The organism is Streptococcus mitis (genome assembly GCF_013305725.1).
GTDB classification, from domain to species: Bacteria; Bacillota; Bacilli; order Lactobacillales; family Streptococcaceae; genus Streptococcus; species Streptococcus mitis_BO.
The window spans coordinates 1,009,460-1,030,439 of record NZ_CP047883.1; the positions used below are offsets into that span (position 1 = coordinate 1,009,460).

The 20,980-nt window shown below is 37.5% G+C and carries 19 protein-coding genes and 4 pseudogenes; all 23 read left to right on the plus strand.

Features of this window, described 5'->3' with window-relative positions:
* Positions 1-64 precede the first annotated feature (64 nt).
* Positions 65-1,099: pseudogene (locus tag M594_RS05020) on the plus strand (site-specific integrase); the annotation flags it as partial.
* Between the two features lie 225 nt (positions 1,100-1,324).
* Positions 1,325-1,942: a TetR/AcrR family transcriptional regulator gene (locus tag M594_RS05025; RefSeq protein ID WP_045611710.1), complete on the plus strand. Its 618-nt coding sequence runs from the start codon at positions 1,325-1,327 to the stop codon at positions 1,940-1,942.
* A 109-nt stretch (positions 1,943-2,051) separates the two neighbouring features.
* Positions 2,052-2,762 carry an ABC transporter ATP-binding protein gene (locus M594_RS05030; protein WP_173876119.1) on the plus strand — a complete coding sequence of 237 codons (711 nt, stop codon included), beginning with the start codon at positions 2,052-2,054 and terminating at the stop codon, positions 2,760-2,762.
* Entirely contained in the window at positions 2,755-4,314 is a 1,560-nt protein-coding gene (locus tag M594_RS05035) for a hypothetical protein (protein WP_173876120.1), read from the plus strand. The genes M594_RS05030 and M594_RS05035 overlap by 8 nt, the downstream gene beginning before the upstream one ends.
* A gap of 18 nt (positions 4,315-4,332) precedes the next feature.
* The gene (locus M594_RS05040) at positions 4,333-4,554 is read left to right on the plus strand and encodes a DUF1648 domain-containing protein (RefSeq protein WP_173876121.1); all 222 of its coding nucleotides are present in this window, start codon (positions 4,333-4,335) and stop codon (positions 4,552-4,554) included.
* On the plus strand, positions 4,551-4,697 hold the full coding sequence (locus tag M594_RS10110; protein WP_254597254.1) for a GntR family transcriptional regulator: 147 nt from the start codon (positions 4,551-4,553) through the stop codon (positions 4,695-4,697). The genes M594_RS05040 and M594_RS10110 overlap by 4 nt, the downstream gene beginning before the upstream one ends.
* Positions 4,694-4,891, plus strand: a complete 198-nt coding sequence (locus M594_RS10115) for a hypothetical protein (protein ID WP_254597262.1) — start codon at positions 4,694-4,696, stop codon at positions 4,889-4,891. The genes M594_RS10110 and M594_RS10115 overlap by 4 nt, the downstream gene beginning before the upstream one ends.
* Before the next feature lie 228 nt (positions 4,892-5,119).
* Positions 5,120-6,010 carry an aminoglycoside phosphotransferase family protein gene (locus M594_RS05050; protein ID WP_173876122.1) on the plus strand — a complete coding sequence of 297 codons (891 nt, stop codon included), beginning with the start codon at positions 5,120-5,122 and terminating at the stop codon, positions 6,008-6,010.
* A gap of 203 nt (positions 6,011-6,213) precedes the next feature.
* The gene (locus M594_RS05055; RefSeq protein ID WP_254597267.1) at positions 6,214-6,894 is read left to right on the plus strand and encodes an RpiB/LacA/LacB family sugar-phosphate isomerase; all 681 of its coding nucleotides are present in this window, start codon (positions 6,214-6,216) and stop codon (positions 6,892-6,894) included.
* A 203-nt stretch (positions 6,895-7,097) separates the two neighbouring features.
* A complete protein-coding gene (locus M594_RS05060; protein WP_173876123.1) occupies positions 7,098-7,868 on the plus strand; it encodes an alpha/beta fold hydrolase in 771 nt (256 codons plus the stop codon).
* Positions 7,869-7,915: 47 nt separating this feature from the next.
* A pseudogene (locus M594_RS05065) lies at positions 7,916-8,757 on the plus strand (ADP-ribosylglycohydrolase family protein).
* A 109-nt stretch (positions 8,758-8,866) separates the two neighbouring features.
* A complete protein-coding gene (locus M594_RS05070; protein ID WP_173876124.1) occupies positions 8,867-9,748 on the plus strand; it encodes a diacylglycerol/lipid kinase family protein in 882 nt (293 codons plus the stop codon).
* A gap of 63 nt (positions 9,749-9,811) precedes the next feature.
* Positions 9,812-10,303, plus strand: coding sequence for a phosphoribosylanthranilate isomerase (locus M594_RS05075; RefSeq protein WP_125385813.1), 492 nt, complete (start codon positions 9,812-9,814; stop codon positions 10,301-10,303).
* Between the two features lie 175 nt (positions 10,304-10,478).
* Positions 10,479-12,218, plus strand: coding sequence for a glycoside hydrolase family 13 protein (locus M594_RS05080; RefSeq protein ID WP_173876744.1), 1,740 nt, complete (start codon positions 10,479-10,481; stop codon positions 12,216-12,218).
* An 85-nt stretch (positions 12,219-12,303) separates the two neighbouring features.
* Positions 12,304-13,176 carry a DUF4300 family protein gene (locus tag M594_RS05085; RefSeq protein ID WP_173876125.1) on the plus strand — a complete coding sequence of 291 codons (873 nt, stop codon included), beginning with the start codon at positions 12,304-12,306 and terminating at the stop codon, positions 13,174-13,176.
* A gap of 287 nt (positions 13,177-13,463) precedes the next feature.
* A complete protein-coding gene (locus M594_RS05090) occupies positions 13,464-13,775 on the plus strand; it encodes a hypothetical protein (RefSeq protein ID WP_173876126.1) in 312 nt (103 codons plus the stop codon).
* Positions 13,776-13,778: 3 nt separating this feature from the next.
* Positions 13,779-14,494 (plus strand): annotated as a pseudogene (locus tag M594_RS05095) (alpha/beta hydrolase).
* Between the two features lie 14 nt (positions 14,495-14,508).
* Positions 14,509-14,610: pseudogene (locus tag M594_RS05100) on the plus strand (type II toxin-antitoxin system death-on-curing family toxin); the annotation flags it as partial.
* Between the two features lie 576 nt (positions 14,611-15,186).
* The gene (locus M594_RS05105) at positions 15,187-16,647 is read left to right on the plus strand and encodes an aminotransferase class I/II-fold pyridoxal phosphate-dependent enzyme (RefSeq protein ID WP_173876128.1); all 1,461 of its coding nucleotides are present in this window, start codon (positions 15,187-15,189) and stop codon (positions 16,645-16,647) included.
* Positions 16,648-17,508, plus strand: a complete 861-nt coding sequence (gene speE / locus M594_RS05110; protein ID WP_000366713.1) for a polyamine aminopropyltransferase — start codon at positions 16,648-16,650, stop codon at positions 17,506-17,508. It abuts the gene before it with no gap.
* Entirely contained in the window at positions 17,505-18,764 is a 1,260-nt protein-coding gene (locus M594_RS05115) for a saccharopine dehydrogenase family protein (RefSeq protein ID WP_173876129.1), read from the plus strand. Before speE ends, M594_RS05115 begins: the two co-directional genes overlap by 4 nt.
* Positions 18,764-19,891 carry a carboxynorspermidine decarboxylase gene (gene nspC / locus M594_RS05120; RefSeq protein ID WP_173876130.1) on the plus strand — a complete coding sequence of 376 codons (1,128 nt, stop codon included), beginning with the start codon at positions 18,764-18,766 and terminating at the stop codon, positions 19,889-19,891. Before M594_RS05115 ends, nspC begins: the two co-directional genes overlap by 1 nt.
* Positions 19,888-20,973, plus strand: coding sequence for an agmatine deiminase (gene aguA / locus M594_RS05125; RefSeq protein ID WP_173876131.1), 1,086 nt, complete (start codon positions 19,888-19,890; stop codon positions 20,971-20,973). Before nspC ends, aguA begins: the two co-directional genes overlap by 4 nt.
* Positions 20,974-20,980: the final 7 nt, after the last annotated feature.

The following is a 20,980-nucleotide window of genomic DNA, read 5'->3' on the forward strand; positions in this document are numbered from 1 at the left end:
GTATATGATAAAATAGTATTAAGTCGTATCAGGGCTCTTTCCATAATGGAAAGGAGCAAATGCCATGTCAGAAAAAAGACGTGACAATAAAGGTCGAATTTTAAAGACTGGAGAGAGCCAACGAAAAGACGGAAGATACTTATACAAATATACAGATTCATTTGGAGAACCGCAATTTGTTTACTCGTGGAAACTTGTGGCTACAGACAGAGTACCAGCAGGAAAGCGTGATTGTATCTCACTTAGGGAGAAAATCGCAGAGTTACAGAAAGACATTCATGATGGTATTGATGTTGTAGGAAAGAAAATGACACTCTGCCAGCTTTACGCAAAACAGAACGCTCAAAGACCAAAGGTTAGAAAAAATACTGAAACTGGACGCAAATATCTTATGGATATTTTGAAGAAAGACAAGTTAGGTGCAAGAAGTATTGATAGTATTAAACCATCAGACGCTAAAGAATGGGCGATTAGAATGAGTGAAAATGGTTATGCCTATCAAACCATCAATAACTATAAACGTTCTTTAAAGGCTTCATTCTACATTGCGATACAAGATGATTGTGTTCGGAAGAATCCATTTGACTTTCAACTGAATGCAGTTCTTGATGATGATACTGTCCCTAAGACCGTACTAACAGGAGAACAGGAAGAAAAACTGTTAGCCTTTGCGAAAGCTGATAAAACCTACAGCAAAAATTATGATGAAATTCTGATACTCTTAAAAACAGGTCTTCGTATTTCAGAGTTTGGTGGTTTGACACTTCCAGATTTAGATTTTGAGAATCGTCTTGTCAATATAGACCATCAGCTATTGAGAGATACTGAAATTGGGTACTACATTGAAACACCAAAGACCAAAAGTGGTGAACGTCAAGTTCCTATGGTTGAAGAAGCCTATCAAGCATTTAAGCGAGTGTTAGCGAATCGAAAGAATGATAAGCGTGTTGAGATTGATGGATATAGTGATTTCCTCTTTCTTAATAGAAAGAACTATCCAAAAGTGGCGAGTGACTATAATGGTATGATGAAAGGTCTTGTTAAGAAATACAACAAGTATAATGATGATAAGTTACCACACATCACTCCACGTGGAGTGTGTAAGTTTGTTAGAGAAACGTAGTTAATCCTCAAAAGATTCCCCAAACCTTTTGAGTCCCACAAACGCACCACGTGGAGGCGGTATCACTGCTTGTACGAGCTTAGAAAAAATGTTGACGAAAAATCCTTGGTGTCAAGGATTTTTTTGGTATCCTCAAAAAGGTAATTTTATAATTGACAATTTGTCAGTAGAGTAGTATAATTTATAATCAGGAGGAATAAAATGCGAGATGTAAAAGATCCGGAAATTCGACGGGCTGAGATTATGGATGCTGCTATGCTCCTCTTTATGGAGAAAGGATATGCGAACACAACAACTCAGGATATAGTCGATAAGGTAAATATATCACGAGGTTTGTTATACTATCACTTTAAGAACAAAGAAGATATTCTGTATTGTCTTGTGGAACGTTATTCAGAGAAATTATTGAGAGATATTCATGTGATTGTCAATGATGACGACAAAACTGCTATTGAAAAAATAAGAGCCTTTATAGATGCCACAATAATCTCTACAGATAACGTTTCAGCGGAAGGAACTGAGTTACAAAAGACGGTTGATCTTGAAGAAAATCGTTATATGTTAGATAAGTTATCTCATAAGCTCATTGAAAAACTGACTATATATTTTGAGAGGATAATAAATCAAGGCATCTCAGAAAAAGTATTTTCTGTAAAATATCCATCAGAAACAGCAGAATTTCTGATGACAGCCTATGTTTTTGTTTCAAATAACATAGGTATCATAACTTCAAAGAAAGAACCTGTCAAAGATTACTTGAATGCATTTAAGATAATGCTGGAACAAAATCTAAATACAAAAGGACTCTTTAGCAATTAAAAAAAGATAGAATGTTTGTAAAGAGAACTATGTACCGATAGCTAAATCAAAACAAGCTATCGGTATTATTTCAAAATATAACTGACAAATTGTCAATGGAGAAGAAAATATGTTAGAGATAAAGAATTTTAGTAAAAGTTATGGGGATAAGAAGGTTGTGGATAACCTATCTATTTCAGTACAGCCTGGAGATATTTATGGTTTTATTGGAGCAAATGGTGCGGGAAAAACGTCAACGATAAAGGCAGTTGTCGGTATCCATGATTTTGAAGACGGAAGTATAATTATCAACGGTCATTCTATTAAAGAAGAACCTGTTATTTGTAAAAAAATGATGGCGTATATCCCAGATAATCCAGATTTGTATGAACATATGACAGGACTTCAATATATTAATCTTATTGCTGACTTGTTTGAAATTCCTACAAAAATACGCAGGGAGAGAATCCAAAAATACGGTGATTTATTTGATATGACTGAGCATCTTTCGGGGATTATTTCTTCATATTCACATGGTATGAAGCAACGAACAGCCATTATTTCTGCACTTGTACATTCTCCCAAACTGTTGATTTTAGATGAACCTTTTGTTGGGCTAGATCCCAAAGCAACTTTCCTACTAAAGAAAATTATGCATGAGTGTGTTTCAGATGGAGGTGCTATTTTCTTTTCAACCCATGTATTGGATGTTGCGGAAAAATTATGTAATAAGATTGCCATTATCAAAAATGGAAAGTTAATTGCAAGTGGCAATACAGGAGACGTCAAAGGTGATGAATCATTGGAGGCATTTTTCATGGAGGTGCAGGACAATGAGTAACATTTGGATATTGCTTAAAGCGCAATTGATTAATTTCTTTCCTATTAACGAGATTAGAGATTCAGGAAATAAAAAACAAAGTTCAATGGCTATTGCGAGTTTTGGTATAATAACTCTTTCCTTATTTTGCTTTGTTTATAATATACTAACAGCGAAAACATTGGTATACGTCGGACAGCAGGACTTGATACCGGCATATATGGTCTCTGTATCAAGTTTTTCAATATTATTTTTGACTATCTTTTATTCGAATGGCATTTTATTTGGCAGTCGAGATATGGAAATTCTCCTATCCTTACCTGTTAAAAGTTCGTATATTATCACCAGCAAGTTCATGTTTATGTACTTATTGAATTTTTTAATAGGCTTGATGTTTATGCTTCCAGGTGGAATTGTATGGGGCTTGAACGGAAGTTTAAACCTCCTACAGATTATATTGTATTTTACTTCTATAATTTTTGCCCCTTTGATCCCCATGTGTATAGCGACATGCATGGGAATCGTTATTGTTGTCGCTTCATCTTTTTTTAAAAGAAAAAATGTTATCTCTCTTATTTTTTCATTTGCGATGTTAGGTATAATTGGATATTTTGCATTATCAGCTTTGCAATCAGGTGATGAAAGTAGTATTGGGGTTACTCTGGCTAAGCAAATTATTGGACTGTATCCAATTTCTAGACTATTTATGTCATACTACAATTTTCCAATGTACTATGGGATGGGATTTTATATAGTTCTTTCAATAGTCGTCTTTTATCTATTTGTCAAAATTGCTTCGTTGAAGTATGGACTACTTAATACACTTGCCAATACAAAATCAAGATATGCTAATGGCAAAGTATCTTATGAAAGAAAATCGGTATTTTTTGCTTTGTATCAAAAAGAGCTTGGACGATTTTTAAGTTCTTATATGGCAGTCTTGAATGCTGGGCTTGGAGTGATTCTTTTATGTGTCTTTAGTATATGTTTCCTGTTTAATTCTGTAGAGCAAATAGGAAATTCTGCAGGAATTGAAAATATAAATGAGTATCTTTCAAACTTAGCTCCCGTCTTTATTTCATCTATGCTTTCACTCAGTTGTCCAGCAGCTTCATCTATGTCTTTAGAGGGTAAAAATATTTGGATTTTGAAAAGTTCTCCGGTTGAGGTAAGAATGATTTTAAATGCTAAGATAGCTGTTAATCTTACACTTCATTTGATTGGATATATGATTTCTATATCTGTATTTGTGCTAAAACTAGATATGAATCTCATTCAAGTCACGAACCTAATTATTGTTCCTATATGTTACTCCTTTTTTATAACTGTAATCGGAATTGCATTAAATAAAAAATATCCTAACTATGATTGGGACAGTGAGATGATAGTTGTCAAACAAAGTCTTCCTGTTATTGTAACTGGAATTATTGGTATGATTGCGCTTATTACGCCACTTTTGCTTAATTGGCTGTTTAATCTTCCGATTATATTTGTTTTACAGGTAGTATCAGTAGTTTTATTGATTATTACAATGGGTGTTTATTTAACAATAAGCAAGTCAAATTTTATCTAGTTAAAGGAGAAAAATAAGATGAAAAACAGACTGATAAAAGATATTTTGGTGTTATTAGTAATGCTAGCTATAATAGTTGTTATTTGTAGATTTCTGCCAGAAAAAGTTCCGATTCATTTCAATGCAAAAGGAGAAGCAGATATGTTTGCAAATAAATACTATCTTCTACTAGCTACAGTTATCCCCTATTCTGCATATTGGAAGTTTGTTAGGGAAAGTGATAATAAAAAGATTAAATGAAACACCATCTATATTTACAAATTGCATCAAAATTAAGAACGACGATTTTAAGAGGTGATTATGCACCTGAACAACAAATTCCTTCAATAAGGAGATTAGCAGAAAACGAGAAGTGTATCCGTCAACTGTCCAAAAAACAATGAAAGTTCTCGAAGAACAGAATTTGGTTATTAGCTGTGGAACATTAGGATATTTTGTCATAGCAAGAGAGCAAGAAATAAAGGAGTTAAGATGTCAAGAATCTAACAAGCTAGTGAAAACTTTGTTTGAAAAACTTGGTGAGCTAGGCTTTTCAGAAGATGAGATTGTCAATTTATTTTTTAGAAAAGATGCTTAGAAGAAATTGAATGGAAATTTATTAGGATTATTTGTGAAAGTATAGAAAAGCCTTGATTGTAAGGCTTTTTTTGTGTTTTTGTGATAGAATATAGGTAGTTTAAAATCGACAGCAACTAAGAAGCAGTAAAAATATTATTCATAAAATAATCAAGCTAGCGTAGACGAACTGGATAGGTTACTAGTGAAAACTGCAAAAAGTGTTGTGAAATGAATCGGAGAGTGCTTGATGGATTTTAGTAGTAAGATAGTCATAAATAAAGGCTGGTCAGATGATAAAAAATATTATGTGACAGATCAAAATCAGCAAAAATATTTCTTGCGTGTTTCTGATAAGGAGAAGTTAGATTCTAAAAAATTTGAATTTGATATGATGGAGAAAGTAGCTTCTCTTGGAGTTCCAATGTGTAGACCAATTAGCATAGAACTCTGCGATGACGAAGTACATTCTTTACACGAATGGATAGACGGGAAAGATGCAAGTGAAACCATTTTAACTGTTTCGCAAGAACAACAATACACTTACGGAGTAAAAGCAGGAAATATACTTCGAAAAATTCATTCACTTCCTGTTACAGAAGTTCGTGAAGATTGGGAACCCTTTTTTAATCGTAAAATTGATGAAAAAATCAAAAAATACAAAGAATGCCCCGTTCAATACGAAAATGGTCAGATTTTTATTGATTTTTTAAATGCAAATAGAGAATTATTAAAAGATAGACCTCAGGTTTTTCAACATGGAGATTATCATATCGGGAATTTCATGATTGGTGAAGATCGTAATATTTATGTCATTGACTTTGATCGATTTGACCTTGGAGATCCTTGGGAGGAATTCAATCGTATTGTGTGGTCAGCTCAAGTTTCACCTTCTTTTGCCTCTGGTATGATAGATGGATATTTTGATCATAAGGTTCCAGATTTATTTTGGAAACTTCTTGCTATCTATATTGTAAATAACATAGTTGGTGCTCTTCCATGGTCTGTTCCTTACGGAGTTGAAGAAATATCAGTAATGCAAAATCAAGCTAAGGAAATTTTAGAATGGTATGATGATATGAAGCAAATCATTCCTAGTTGGTATTTGATTGAGAAAAAGTTGAATAATAAAAGAGTTTAAATATCAATTTGAAAAAATGTCAAGATTATTTTTCTCATATTATAACAAATTCAATTCTTTATTAATACCTATCAAGAATTATCTTGAAAATTGGAATGATATTTAGGGGGCAAGTTAATGATTGGGATGTTAAGAGTAAAGAAGTTTAACAAGTTTACAAGTTAGCAAGTAAATTTATTAAGTGACAATTATCAGCTATAAAGTTGAAAAAAGGGAACTATACCAAAGAAAAAGAAATAATTAAATTAGAAGTAGTAGGTGAAATGATGAGAATCGGAGTTATTCAAGCAAGTTCGCAAGCGACTAAAAATCAATTAATCTATGATGCTGTATTAAAGTATGCTCCAAAGAAATCTGAGGTTATAAATTTTGGCTGTACGTTGGAAGAAAATGAAAAATACTCGTATATAGAGATTTCTATTCTTATAGGTATCTTGTTGGCAAGTAGGACAGTTGATTTCGTTGTTACGGGCTGTTCTTCCGGACAAGGAATGATGCTTGCTTGTAATAGTATGCCTGATGTCATTTGCGGGTATGCACCTACACCGAATGATGCCTATTTATTTGCTCAGATTAATAATGGAAATGCGATATCATTACCATTAGGTGAAGATTATACATGGTCAGGTACTGAAAATCTTGAAAGAACAATAGAAGCTCTTTTCTCGGAGCCATTTGGGCAAGGATACCCCAAGAGTGAGGCAGAAAGAAAGGTAAGAGATGCCGAGAAACTTAAAGAAATAAGAAGAATCGGGCAGGTTCAGTTTGAAGAATTCGCAAATGTACTAGATATATCATTGTTTGAATCAATAAAGAGGAAACAGAATGTAATTCAGAATGTAAAGGCGTATGGGAAGAAAGAAATAGCTGATTTAATGAAATGAGTAAATCACAGTTTGTCGGGGTAATACCTTTTAACGATAACCTTATGCTATTGTCAAAAGGTTTATAGACATGTTCCCACATACATGTTCACTTGGCATACATAGTGTTCACTGGTTTTATGTCGAGTGTGTGGTACTGCTTTTAAGAGCTGATTGAACAAGGAAAATTAGCTAGTGAAAGTCCTACAGTAAGGAGTTTAAACATGAAATTCCATGAATTTGGTGATAAGAATTTACCTCCTATCTTACTGATACACGGTGGTGGCAGTTCTTGGTGGAATTATCTTCGTCAAGCACGAATCTTGTCAGAAAAATACCGTGTTATTTTACCTACTTTGAATGGTCACGGCGAGGAATATCAACTTGCTTATGTTTCTACTGAAGATTCTGCATTGGAAATCTTGGACTATATCAAAGCAAACTGTGGTGGGAAATTGTTTGCAATCGGTGGTGTTTCACTTGGTGGTCAAATTGCCATGGAGCTTTTGTCTTTAGACAGTGAAATTGCTAAGAAGGCCATCATAGACGGAAGCCTCTGTATTCCTCAACCAATGTTATCTAAAATCAGCATCTTTCTAGTGTCTCTATTTGGTAAACTGATGTTCAATAAATTCTCTTGCAAACTTCAGTTAAGCATGATGAACAAACTCTATCCTAAACTAGCTTATTCAAAAGAAATAAAAGCTTATTATTTGGAGGATCTACCAAGGACGCCTGTTAAAACATTGGTGACCATTTACAAAAACTATATGGGGCATTACAAGCTGAAAGATATGATTTCTGCTAGCAAGGCTCAGGTTCTGTATATCTATGGTGAAAAAGAATTGAACTGTGTGAAAGAATCAGCGAAATTATTTCATCAGCTACATCCAAATACGATTTTGTATGAAGCAAAGGGCTATAATCACGGCTATTTGTCAGCTTACCTGCCTCAAGAGTGGATTGATTTGGTGGCACCGTTTTTAAAGAGTTAACCATTGGGAATGTTTAATAAATCTGATATGTCACAAGGAGGAATCTTATGCTAGGAGCAATTGTTGGAGATATTGTAGGTTCTGTTTACGAATGGAACAATATCAAAACGAAGGACTTTCCTTTATTTCGGAAGGACTGCTTTTTTACAGATGACACGGTTATGACCTGTGCTGTTGCAGAAGCGATTATGAATGGGGGACAAAAAGACGACTTTATTGATGCCATGAAGAAATATGGAAGGATGTATCCTGATGCTGATTACGGTGCTCGGTTTAATGCATGGCTAAACAGCGATAACCGTGAGCCTTATAATAGCTTTGGGAATGGATCAGCTATGCGTGTTTCTCCATGTGCTTGGATCATGGACTGTGGTTTTTATGCGAGAGCTGGTACGTTGCCATCATCTAGAGGACTTGCGAGTCTTTCTGCAGAGGTAACTCATAATCATCCAGAAGGTATTAAAGGTGCAATGGCTACAGCTGATGCTATCTTTCTGTGTCGTTTTTACTTTGGTGGTCATTGTAGAGAATACGAGCAACCAATTAACGACAATCCTACGGAGTGTAAAAGACGGATTAAGGATTATATAGAGAAGGAATACAGCTACAATCTATCTCAAACTTTAGATGAAATCCGTCCTAACTATCGTTTCAACGAAACATGTCAGGAAACTGTCCCTCAAGCCATTATTGCCTTTCTTGAAAGTAGAGACTTCGAAGATGCGATAAGAAATGCCATCTCACATGGTGGCGACAGTGATACACTGGCAGCATAGCAGAGGCAGCTTATGGTATTCCTGACTGGATAAAGGATAATGCCTATTCTTACTTGGATGAACCCTTAAAGGATGTAGTTAGAAGATGGGAAAATAGAATAAAAGCGTATTAATCTCCAGTACGTCAGATTTCTCTTTTCTGTATTTTCGTAGTATAATAGGGATACGTTTAGTTTCATATAATGAGATATATATTTTTAACGAATATTAAGGAGAACATTAATGAAAAAAGCAATGGTAATTATCAACCCTACTTCTGGTGGCGAAAAGGCTTTGGATTACAAAGAAAAGCTGGAGAATAAAGCAAAAGAATACTTTGAGCACGTGGAAACCAAAATTACCGAAAAGGCGCTGGATGCAACACATTTTGCTGAAGAAGCTTCTCGTGAGCAGTACGATGCAGTGGTTGTTTTCGGTGGGGATGGGACTGTCAATGAAGTCATTTCGGGTATTGCTGAGAGAGACTACATTCCTAAGTTAGGGATTATCCCTGGTGGCACGGGTAACCTCATTACAAAACTGTTGGAAATCAATCAAGACATCGACGGAGCTATTGATGAGCTTGATTTCAATCTCACCAACAAAATCGATATCGGTAAAGCAAATGATAACTATTTTGGTTATATTTTTAGTATCGGTTCACTTCCTGAGGCGATTCACAATGTTGAAATCGAGGACAAGACAAAATTCGGTATTTTAGCCTATGCTGTAAATACCATGAAGTCCGTTATGACAGATCAGGTCTTTAACATTAAGATTGAGACAGAAAATGGAAATTATGTTGGTGAAGCTAGTCATGTTTTGGTTCTCTTGACAAATTACTTCGCTGATAAGAAAATCTTTGAAGAAGACAAAGATGGCTATGCCAACATTTTGATTCTGAAAGATGCGTCTCTATTCTCCAAATTATCCGTTATTCCTGATTTACTAAAAGGAGATGTTGTCGGCAATGATAATATTGAGTATATCAGAGCGCGTAATATTAAGATCTCTTCAGATAGTGAATTGGAATCAGATGTTGACGGCGATAAATCGGATAACCTACCTGTTGAAATCAAAGTCCTAGCTCAACGAGTAGAAGTATTTTCAAAACCGAAAGAGTAGAAATTAAAAATTAGTTTATTATTCACAACGAAATTAAGTTCTATATCAACGATTGGAGGAGGAATGAATTCTCTATTTGATGAATTTCGAACAATTTGTTCTCATTTAAACCAAGTCGGAATCACTCCGACGCTCATGGGGTCTTTGGGGTTTGAATACCGATCAAATGAAGAATGGGGGCCGTCTGACATTGACATTCATGTTCCTGGTGACCCTAGAGGTTGGGAAGCACCTGATCATCTCAGAATTTATGACTGGGACAAGATAATGAAAGTGATGAACCACTTGGGCTATACCTTGGTAGATATTCACGAGCACGAATTCCAAAAAGATGGCGTGAGCGTTGAATTTGGAAGTATCAATTCATTACCAGATTTTGCAGGAGTTTCGGAATCGGATATAGAGCTGATTCATCTCGAAAACATCACTTTTCGCGTTCCAAGTTTAGAACAGTATTTAAGTATTTACAAGGCTTCTTCCCAAGATTCTTATCGAAATAACCACAATAACAATAAGGATTTTAAAAAAATTGAGTGGCTGGAAAGACATTTGTAAATCATCATTTGAAAAGTAGCAAGTTGTAAGACTGGCTGCTTTTTTATTTATAGAACCAAACCACTAGAATCTACGGACAAGCCTTGAAAATAAAATACGAAAGTAGTATACTAGAATCACAATTGTGAAAACGTTTGCGTCGCAAATGCAACCAAGTAAATCAGGAGACAAATTGATGGAATTAAGCGCTATTTTCCATAGGCCTGAGTCGGAGTATGCCTATCTTTATAAGGATAAGAAGCTTCATATTCGGATTCGAACTAAGAAAGATGACATTGAAAGCATCAACTTGCATTATGGGGACCCTTTTATCTTTATGGAGGAGTTTTATCAAGATACAAAGAAAATGGCCAAGATAACTTCTGATGCCATCTTTGATTATTGGCAGGTTGAAGTGTCCGTTGACTTTGCACGTATCCAGTATCTCTTTGAAGTCACGGATACAGAAGGTCAAAGTATTTTGTATGGTGATAAAGGTTGTGTGGAAAATTCTCTAGAAAATTTCCATGCTATTGGGAATGGATTTAAGTTGCCCTATCTTCATGAGATTGATGCATGCAAGGTTCCTGACTGGGTTTCAAATACGGTATGGTATCAGATATTTCCTGAGAGATTTGCCAATGGAAATGCTTTATTAAACCCAGAAGGGTCATTAGACTGGGATTCATCAAGCACACCTAATAGTGATGATTTCTTTGGTGGTGATTTACAGGGGATTATTGACCATCTGGATTACTTGCAAGACTTGGGAATTACTGGACTTTATCTTTGTCCTATCTTTGAATCTACGAGCAATCATAAGTACAATACGACGGATTACTTTGAAATCGACCATCATTTTGGAGACAAGGAAACCTTTCGAGAGCTGGTCGAGCAAGCTCATCAACGTGGTGTGAAAATCATGCTGGATGCTGTATTTAACCATATAGGTTCGCAATCGCCTCAATGGCAAGATGTTGTCAAAAATGGTAAGGAGTCTGCATACAAAGATTGGTTCCATATTCAACAATTCCCAGTGATGACTGAAAAACTAGCCAACAAGAGAGAGTTGCCTTATCATGCTTTTGGTTTCGAGGACTATATGCCTAAGCTAAATACGGCCAATCCAGAGGTCAAGGATTATCTTTTAAAGGTTGCGACTTATTGGATTGAAGAGTTTGATATTGATGCTTGGCGTTTGGATGTGGCTAATGAGATTGATCATCAGTTTTGGAAGGATTTTCGAAAAGCAGTTTTAGCTAAAAGGCCTGATCTTTATATCCTTGGAGAAGTCTGGCATACGTCTCAGCCTTGGCTAAATGGAGATGAGTTCCATGCGGTCATGAATTATCCTTTATCTGATAGCATCAAGGAGTATTTTTTACGAGGTATTAAGAAGACAGACCAATTCATCGATGAAATCAATGGTCAGTCTATGTATTACAAGCAGCAGATTTCAGAGGTTATGTTTAATCTCTTGGATTCGCATGATACAGAGCGAATCTTGTGGACGGCAAATGAAGACGTTCAACTGGTTAAATCAGCCCTAGCCTTTCTCTTTTTACAAAAAGGAACACCCTGCATCTATTACGGAACCGAGTTAGCCTTAACCGGAGGACCAGACCCAGATTGCCGTCGTTGTATGCCTTGGGAACGCGTATCAAGTGACAATGATATGTTGAATTTTATGAAGAAGCTAATCAAGATTCGCAAACACGCGTCAGCAATCATTTCGCAAGGCAAGTACAGCCTAAAAGAAATCAAACAAAATGTAGTTGCCTTGGAATGGACATACGAAGGCCGGGTCCTTAAAGCCATCTTTAATCAATCAAAAGATGATTATCTTTTAGAAAAGGAAGCAGTAGCACTAGCAAGCAATTGCCAAGAACTAGAGAATCAGCTTGTGATTTCTCCAAATGGATTTGTGATTTTCTAAAAAGTAGTGGATGAAGATTATGGTCTTAAGTTCAATTTATATAGTATAATAAGGCTAGTTACTAAACCTGTAAAAGGAGAAAGAGATGAAGAAATCAAGAAAATTAACCACATTAGGAATCTGTTCCTTCTTGTTTTTAGGCTTGGCTGCTTGTCAACAACAAAATACTACTTCTGAAGGGACGAATCAAAGACAAAGTAGTTCAGCGAAAGTTCCATGGAAAGCTTCATACACAAATCTAAACAATCAGGTAAGTACAGAAGAGGTCAAATCTCTCTTATCAGCCCATTTGGATTCAAATAGTGTTGATTCATTTTTTAATCTTGTAAATGATTATAATACCATTGTCGGCTCAACTGGCCTATCAGGAGATTTCACTTCCTTTACTCACACAGAATACGATGTTGAGAAAATTAGCAACCTTTGGAATCAAAAGAAGGGCGATTTCGTTGGTACAAACTGTCGTATCAATAGTTATTGTCTCTTGAAACATAGTATTACAATTCCTAAGTTAGAAAAAAACGATGACTTACTTTTCCTAGATAATGATGCCATTGATAAAGGTCAGGTTTTTGATTCCAAAGACAAAGAAGAGTTTGATGTGCTTTTTTCTAGGGTCAAAACAGAAGCAACTACGGATGTGAAGGTCCATGCTGAGAAGATGGAAAAATTCTTTTCTCAATTTCAATTTAACGACAAAGCTCGAATGCTATCTGTGGTCTTGCACGACAATCTGGATGGTGAGTATCTGTTTGTTGGACACGTTGGTGTTTTAGTGCCTGCTGATGATGGTTTCTTATTTGTAGAGAAATTGACTTTCGAAGAGCCCTACCAAGCGATTAAATTTGCCAGCAAGGAAGATTGCTACAAGTATTTAGGCACCAAGTATGCGGATTACACAGGTGACAGACTGGCTAAGCCTTTCATCATGGATAATGATAAGTGGGTTAAGCTTTGATAGTGGTAAGATATGACAGTAATCCTAGGATATTTATATTTTTGATGAGTTAATCATTAATAGCCAGGAACCACGAAAAAATGAAACATTTATTAGTTATATCCAAAGATACGATATTGATGGGGAAGGCTATCAATCAGAGGTATAGGAAGTGACTGAGGAGGAAGATTCATAATTAAAAATCAGAGTCTTCTTATTAGTATTCCACATATTTCAAAACAGTACATTTGTAGTTTTATATGGATTGGTATATAATTTAACATAGAGAAAATAGGAGGATTAATCGAATGGAATTAAAAGATTTTACAGAAAAAGAACAGGAAATGATTAAGAAGGGGCTTACGACGTCTAAGATTAGTGACAAGGAAACTGCTAAAAAAATTCTTGCACTTATCCCACAAGACTTGATTAAGCGAATCCCATTTTTCGTCAGAAAACACGCTACGACACGTACGATTAAACGCATTTCAATTGAACACCCTGAACTCTACGCTGCAGCTCAAACAAGTGGTGAGATTCCAGAAAAAGAACGCGAAGAATTACGTCAGATTATCACAACTATCTTTGAACAAAAGATGAATAAGCATAGTATTAAGTAGAAAATGAAAAAATATTTTATTGGCGGTTTGGGAAGCAATGTCTATCATAGCAAGGATTTTTTTCAAGAACTAAATTCGCAGATTTATTTTCTAAATCCATATGAAAAGCATCTTCGAGATGAAACAGAATTGAAATCATGGTTTAAAAATGAGATTGTAGAGGAAGAATCTATATGTCTGATAGGTCATTCTCTTGGAGGAGATTTGGCGGTTATCTTGCATCGGAATTTTATGAAGTGACAAAACTGATTCTTTTGGATGGTGGCTATCTAGATTTAGATAAGATTTTACCTTTAGATACAGAGTTAAAGGAAACTAAAAACTATATTGAATCTCAAGTCGTTTCGGACTTAAATCTTCTTATTTCTAAAGAAAAATCCGAAGCAAAGCATTGGTCAGAAAATATGGAGAAAGCCGTAAGACAGTCCTATCACTGGAATGCGGAGTATAATAGATATGAGTTAGCTATAAAATATGAAAATATAGAAGCGATACTCCGCCTACGAAGAAAAATCCAAGCTTTTAAGAGAGAAGTGGGAGATGCTTTGTTTATCAGTCCTCGCTATCCTAATGAAGCTACATGGAGAGAGGAAGCCCTAAAAGAATTGCCAGATTATTTTGATACTATTTTTCTAGAAAACGTTAGCCATGAAGTTTATACTGAAGCACCCAAAGAAATCGCTAGTATGATTAATGAGTGGCTCGCTTATTCTCAATGAGCTACTTGTATTGCTTGAAAAAAAAGCATGTTTTTACCAATGCTAATAAACGAACCGCTTTATTCGTTTTGGTGAAATTTATACAATTAAATGGCTATCGTTTTTCTGTTACCATTAATTAAATAAGCACAAGATTCGTTAAGATACATTTAAAAGAACTAGTGGACTAGTTCTTTTTATATCCGCTTTCACATTATACAACTTATTCAAATCTATATAAAATATTATTTTTCCGAACAAAAATAGATATTTTTTTTAAAAAGTACTTTACAGAGTGTTTGAAGTATGATATAGTAATAAAGCTTAGAAAATGAGATGATGTTTTCTAGCAAATATAAACCCGAGTAAAAAATGCCTACGGACAGGCAGGGTTGAATGCCGAAGCGTGGTTGAAAAGCCACATTATTGATAGGGTTAAAAGCCTACTTTTATAAGTTGATGTTAGGACACTTGTCCTAATTCATAAATTTTTAGTGTGGTGAAAGCACACGTCATCTTGTGAAACGATCAATAAAGTACGTAATATTTGCTACTAGAGAGTTAGGAAACATCGGGAACAGACATACTCAAAAGAAACAAACATAAAAACGTCAGAAGATTGCAGAGCAGGTGAAATCCTGCTCTTTTTTCATGAGTCAACCTTTAGCTCCTTAGTTTTCATAAGGTCCTAAAAATATTGAAAGGAGTATGTCTTGAAAGAGTTAGATCAAAACCAAGCCCCAATTTATGAGGCCTTGGTGAAGTTGCGCAAGAAAAGGATTGTTCCCTTTGATGTTCCAGGTCACAAGCGTGGACGAGGAAATCCAGAACTTGTCGAACTCTTAGGAGAAAAATGTGTAGGCATTGATGTCAATTCGATGAAACCCTTGGATAATCTTGGTCACCCTATTTCGATTATTCGAGATGCGGAGGAATTGGCTGCAGACGCTTTTGGAGCTAGCCATGCTTTTCTAATGATAGGGGGAACAACCTCATCGGTGCAGACTATGATTCTTTCTACCTGCAAGGCTGGAGATAAGATTATTCTGCCACGTAATGTCCATAAATCTGCTATCAATGCGCTGGTTCTATGTGGTGCTATTCCCATCTATATCGAGATGAGTGTGGATCCAAAAATCGGTATTGCTTTGGGGCTTGAAAATGATCGAGTAGCCAAGGCCATAAAGGACCATCCAGATGCCAAGGCCATTTTGATTAACAATCCTACTTACTACGGAATCTGTTCAGACCTAAGGGGATTGACAAAAATGGCTCATGAAGCTGGTATGATGGTTTTAGTAGATGAGGCCCACGGAGCGCATTTGCATTTTACTGATAAACTTCCAATTTCTGCTATGGACGCAGGGGCTGATATGGCAGCAGTCTCCATGCATAAGTCTGGTGGGAGTTTGACACAAAGTTCGCTTCTTTTAATCGGGGAGCAGATGAATCCTGAATACGTTCGTCAGATCATCAACCTGACCCAGTCAACATCCGCCTCTTATTTGTTGATGGCTAGTCTGGATATTTCGCGTCGCAACTTGGCCCTTCGTGGTAAAGAGTCGTTTGAGAAGGTCATTGAGCTATCCGAGTACGCTCGTCGTGAAATCAATGCTATCGGTGGCTACTATGCCTACTCAAAAGAGTTAATAGATGGTGTGTCGGTTTGTGATTTTGACGTGACCAAATTGTCAGTTTACACTCAAGGTATTGGCTTAACAGGTATCGAGGTTTATGACCTCCTACGAGACGAATACGACATTCAGATTGAGTTTGGTGATATTGGCAATATCTTGGCTTATATTTCAATCGGTGACCGTATCCAAGACATTGAACGATTAGTTGGTGCTTTAGCAGATATCAAGAGACTCTATTCACGAGATGGGAAGGACTTGATAGCTGGAGAATATATCCAGCCCGAGTTAGTGCTGTCTCCGCAAGAAGCCTTCTATTCAGAGAGAAAAAGTTTGACCTTGGACGAATCTGTTGGACAAGTCTGTGGGGAATTTGTCATGTGCTATCCTCCAGGAATCCCTATCTTGGCTCCTGGAGAACGCATTACACGTGAAATTGTAGACTATATCCAATTTGCCAAGGAACGTGGTTGCTCCCTCCAAGGGACGGAAGATACCGAGGTCAATCACATCAACGTCATTAAGAGAAAGGAGAACTAGATGGATTTATGGTTTTCTGAAGTTCATACTCCAGATGTCAAATTGTCCCTGAGAACAGCAAAGCAACTCTACGCTGGAAAAAGTGAATGGCAGGATATCGAAGTCTTGGATACGCCAGCTTTTGGAAAGATTTTGATTTTAAATGGGCATGTTTTGTTCTCAGATGCGGATGATTTTGTCTACAACGAAATGACTGTTCACGTTCCAATGGCTGTGCATCCCAATCCCAAGAAAGTCTTGGTTATTGGGGGTGGCGACGGAGGTGTTGCCCAAGTATTGACACTCTATCCTGAGCTGGAACAAATCGATATTGTGGAACCGGATGAGATGTTGGTCGAGGTTTGTCGTGAGTATTTTCCAGATTTTGCTGCAGGGCTAGATGATCCTCGTGTTACCATTTACTACCAAAATGGGCTACGCTTTTTGCGAAACTGCGAAGATGACTACGATATTATCATCAACGATGCGACAGATCCATTTGGCCATACGGAGGGACTCTTTACCAAGGAATTTTACGGCAATAGTTATCGAGCTCTAAAGGAAGATGGTATCATGATCTACCAGCATGGGAGTCCCTTCTTTGACGAGGATGAGTCGGCTTGCCGAAGCATGCACCGCAAGGTCAATCAAGCCTTTCCAATCAGTCGGGTCTATCAGGCCCATATCCCAACTAGCCCAGCTGGCTATTGGTTGTTTGGATTTGCATCGAAAAAATACCACCCTGTCAAAGATTTTGACAAGGAAGGCTGGAAAAAACGCCAGCTTTTCACAGAATACTACACTGCAAACTTACACGTGGGAGCCTTTATGTTACCCAAGTATGTTGAAGACATTTTAGAAGAAGAGGAAGGAAAAAAATGAGTCGTTTATTAGTTATTGGATGTGGGGGAGTTGCCCAAGTTGCTATTTCAAAGATTTGTCAAGATAGCGAAACATTTACAGAGATTATGATTGCTAGCCGTACTATGTCAAAATGCGATGACTTAAAAGCTAAACTGGAAGGCAAAACAAGTACAAAAATTGAGACAGCAGCTCTTGATGCTGACAAGGTAGAAGAAGTGATTGCCCTGATTGAAAGCTACAAACCAGAAGCTGTTTTGAACGTAGCTTTACCATATCAAGATCTAACAATTATGGACGCTTGTTTGGCAACAGGTGTTCACTATATCGATACAGCCAACTACGAAGCAGAAGACACAGAAGACCCTGAATGGCGTGCCATCTATGAGAAACGTTGTAAAGAACTTGGATTTACAGCCTACTTTGATTACTCATGGCAATGGGCTTATCAGGAGAAATTCAAAGAAGCTGGCTTGACCGCCCTTCTTGGTTCTGGTTTTGACCCAGGTGTGACCAGCGTCTTTTCTGCCTATGCTCTCAAACACTATTTTGATGAAATCCACTATATCGACATTTTAGACTGTAATGGTGGTGACCACGGTTATCCATTTGCGACCAACTTTAACCCAGAAATTAATCTCCGTGAGGTTTCTGCTCCAGGTTCTTACTGGGAAGATGGAAAATGGGTCGAAGTTGAAGCCATGTCTATCAAGCGCGAGTACGATTTCCCTCAAGTTGGACAAAAAGACATGTATCTCCTTCACCATGAAGAAATCGAATCATTGGCCAAGAACATTCCAGGTGTTAAACGTATTCGCTTCTTTATGACCTTTGGTCAATCTTATCTAACGCATATGAAATGCTTGGAAAATGTTGGACTCCTTCGTACGGATACCATTAACTTCAATGGACAAGACATCGTTCCGATTCAATTTTTGAAAGCCTTGCTTCCAGATCCAGCCAGCCTTGGGCCACGCACTGTAGGTAAAACCAATATTGGATGTATCTTTACAGGTGTCAAAGACGGCGTTGAAAAGACCATCTACATCTACAATGTCTGCGACCATCAGGAATGTTACGCAGAAGTTGGTTCACAAGCTATTTCTTACACAACTGGTGTTCCAGCCATGATTGGGACAAAATTAGTGATGAATGGTACTTGGAAACAACCTGGAGTCTATAACCTTGAAGAATTGGATCCAGATCCATTCATGGAAGCTTTGAATAAATACGGCTTGCCTTGGGTTGTGGTTGAAAATCCGCAAATGGTGGACTAATGAAGTTAGAACAAGTACCCACACCAGCCTATGTCATTGATTTAGCCAAGTTAGAAGCCAACTGCCGTATTTTACAGCAAGTTCAAGAAGAAGCAGGTTGCAAGGTTTTGCTTGCCCAAAAGGCTTATTCCCTCTATAAAACCTATCCCTTGATTAGCCAGCATCTGTCGGGTACAACGGCTAGTGGTCTCTATGAAGCCAAGCTAGCTAGAGAAGAATTTCCGGGTGAAGTCCATGTTTTTGCGCCAGCTTTCAAGGATGCGGACTTGGAGGAATTGCTTGAGATAACGGACCATATCGTCTTTAACTCGGAGAGACAGTTGCGTAAACATGGGGTCCGTTGTCGGGAGGCTGGTGTCAGTGTTGGTTTGCGACTCAACCCTCAGTGTTCAACTCAAGGAGATCACGCGCTCTATGACCCTTGTGCACCAGGTTCTCGTTTTGGAGTCACTCTAGACAAGATTCCGAGTGATTTATTAGATTTGGTGGATGGGCTTCATTTTCACACCCTTTGCGAGCAGGGAGCAGATGATTTAGAGACAACTTTGAAAGCAGTAGAAGAGCAGTTTGGTTCCTATTTGCATCAAGTTAAATGGCTCAATATGGGCGGCGGACACCACATCACAAGAGAAAACTATGATCTGGATTTGCTGATTTCAGAAATCAAGCGTATCCGAGAAACTTACGATCTTGAAATCTATATCGAGCCGGGTGAAGCCATTGCGCTCAATGCGGGTTATCTAGCAACTGAGGTATTAGATATTGTCGAAAACGGTATGGAAATCTTGGTTTTAGATGCCTCTGCGACTTGCCATATGCCTGACGTACTTGAGATGCCCTATCGTCCACCTTTGAGAAATGGCTTTGAGGCACAGGAAAAAGCCCATACCTACAGACTTTCTTCTAATACCTGTCTGACGGGCGATGTAATTGGTGATTACAGCTTTGAAAATCCAGTTCAAATCGGTGATAGACTTTATTTTGAAGACATGGCTATTTACTCATTTGTTAAAAATAATACCTTTAACGGTATTGGATTGCCAAGTCTCTATCTCATGGACGATCAGGGTGACTGTAGCTTAGTCAAAGCCTTCGGATATCAAGATTTTAAAGGGAGATTATCATGATGGACAGTCCAAAAAAATTAGGCTATCGCATGCCAGCAGAGTACGAACCCCATCACGGAACCTTGATGATCTGGCCTACAAGACCAGGATCATGGCCTTTTCAAGGTAAAGCTGCTAAAAGAGCATTTAGCCAGATTATCAAAACCATAGCAGAAGGGGAAAGAGTCTATCTTTTGGTGGAGCAAGATCACTTAGCTGAAGCCCAAGACTACCTTGGAGATAGCGTTGTTTATTTAGACATTCCCAGCAATGATGCCTGGGCGCGTGATACAGGTCCGACTATTCTTGTCAATGATGAAGGCCAGAAATTAGCCGTGGATTGCTCTTTCAATGCTTGGGGTGGAGCTGTAGATGGTCTCTACCAAGACTATGAAGATGATAATCAAGTAGCCAGTCGTTTTGCTGGGGCCTTGGAAATGCCTGTTTACGATGCCAAACCTTTTGTCCTAGAAGGAGGCGCAATCCACAGCGATGGTCAGGGAACCATTCTCGTAACTGAAAGTTGCTTGCTTAGTTCTGGTCGCAATCCTCATCTTAGTAAGGAAGAAATCGAAAATACCTTATTAGAGTGCCTTGGAGCTGAAAAAGTTATTTGGCTTCCTTATGGTATTTATCAGGACGAAACCAATGAACACGTTGACAATGTTGCAGCCTTCGTTGGTCCTGCTGAGCTTGTTTTGGCTTGGACAGACGACAAAAGCGATCCTCAATATGCCATGTCAAAAGCAGATCTCGAACTCTTAGAGCAAGAGACAGATGCAAAAGGTCGTCACTTCACCATTCATAAATTGCCTATCCCTGCAGTTCGACAAGTTGTGACAGAAGAAGATCTTCCTGGTTATTCCTACGAAGAAGGAGAAGAAGAGCGATACGCAGGTGAACGACTAGCAGCTTCCTATGTAAACTTTTATATCGCTAACAAGGCTGTCTTGGTTCCACAGTTTGATGATGTAAACGACCAAGTGGCCTTAGATATCCTCAGTAAGTGTTTCCCAGATCGTAAAGTTGTCGGAATTCCAGCCAGAGATATTCTCTTAGGTGGTGGCAATATCCACTGTATCACCCAACAAATCCCAGAATAGGAGAAAA

Bases quoted from the DNA above. Each gene is read 5' to 3' on its own strand.
- speE (WP_000366713.1), top strand. From the start codon at position 16,648: ATGGATTTATGGTTTTCTGAAGTTCATACTCCAGATGTCAAATTGTCC.
- aguA (WP_173876131.1), top strand. From the start codon at position 19,888: ATGATGGACAGTCCAAAAAAATTAGGCTATCGCATGCCAGCAGAGTAC.
- M594_RS05070 (WP_173876124.1), top strand. From the start codon at position 8,867: ATGAAAAAAGCAATGGTAATTATCAACCCTACTTCTGGTGGCGAAAAG.
- M594_RS05060 (WP_173876123.1), top strand. From the start codon at position 7,098: ATGAAATTCCATGAATTTGGTGATAAGAATTTACCTCCTATCTTACTG.
- M594_RS10110 (WP_254597254.1), top strand. From the start codon at position 4,551: ATGAAACACCATCTATATTTACAAATTGCATCAAAATTAAGAACGACG.
- M594_RS05035 (WP_173876120.1), top strand. From the start codon at position 2,755: ATGAGTAACATTTGGATATTGCTTAAAGCGCAATTGATTAATTTCTTT.
- M594_RS05030 (WP_173876119.1), top strand. From the start codon at position 2,052: ATGTTAGAGATAAAGAATTTTAGTAAAAGTTATGGGGATAAGAAGGTT.
- M594_RS05050 (WP_173876122.1), top strand. From the start codon at position 5,120: ATGGATTTTAGTAGTAAGATAGTCATAAATAAAGGCTGGTCAGATGAT.
- nspC (WP_173876130.1), top strand. From the start codon at position 18,764: ATGAAGTTAGAACAAGTACCCACACCAGCCTATGTCATTGATTTAGCC.
- M594_RS05080 (WP_173876744.1), top strand. From the start codon at position 10,479: ATGGAATTAAGCGCTATTTTCCATAGGCCTGAGTCGGAGTATGCCTAT.
- M594_RS05040 (WP_173876121.1), top strand. From the start codon at position 4,333: ATGAAAAACAGACTGATAAAAGATATTTTGGTGTTATTAGTAATGCTA.
- M594_RS10115 (WP_254597262.1), top strand. From the start codon at position 4,694: ATGAAAGTTCTCGAAGAACAGAATTTGGTTATTAGCTGTGGAACATTA.
- M594_RS05090 (WP_173876126.1), top strand. From the start codon at position 13,464: ATGGAATTAAAAGATTTTACAGAAAAAGAACAGGAAATGATTAAGAAG.
- M594_RS05075 (WP_125385813.1), top strand. From the start codon at position 9,812: ATGAATTCTCTATTTGATGAATTTCGAACAATTTGTTCTCATTTAAAC.
- M594_RS05115 (WP_173876129.1), top strand. From the start codon at position 17,505: ATGAGTCGTTTATTAGTTATTGGATGTGGGGGAGTTGCCCAAGTTGCT.
- M594_RS05025 (WP_045611710.1), top strand. From the start codon at position 1,325: ATGCGAGATGTAAAAGATCCGGAAATTCGACGGGCTGAGATTATGGAT.
- M594_RS05085 (WP_173876125.1), top strand. From the start codon at position 12,304: ATGAAGAAATCAAGAAAATTAACCACATTAGGAATCTGTTCCTTCTTG.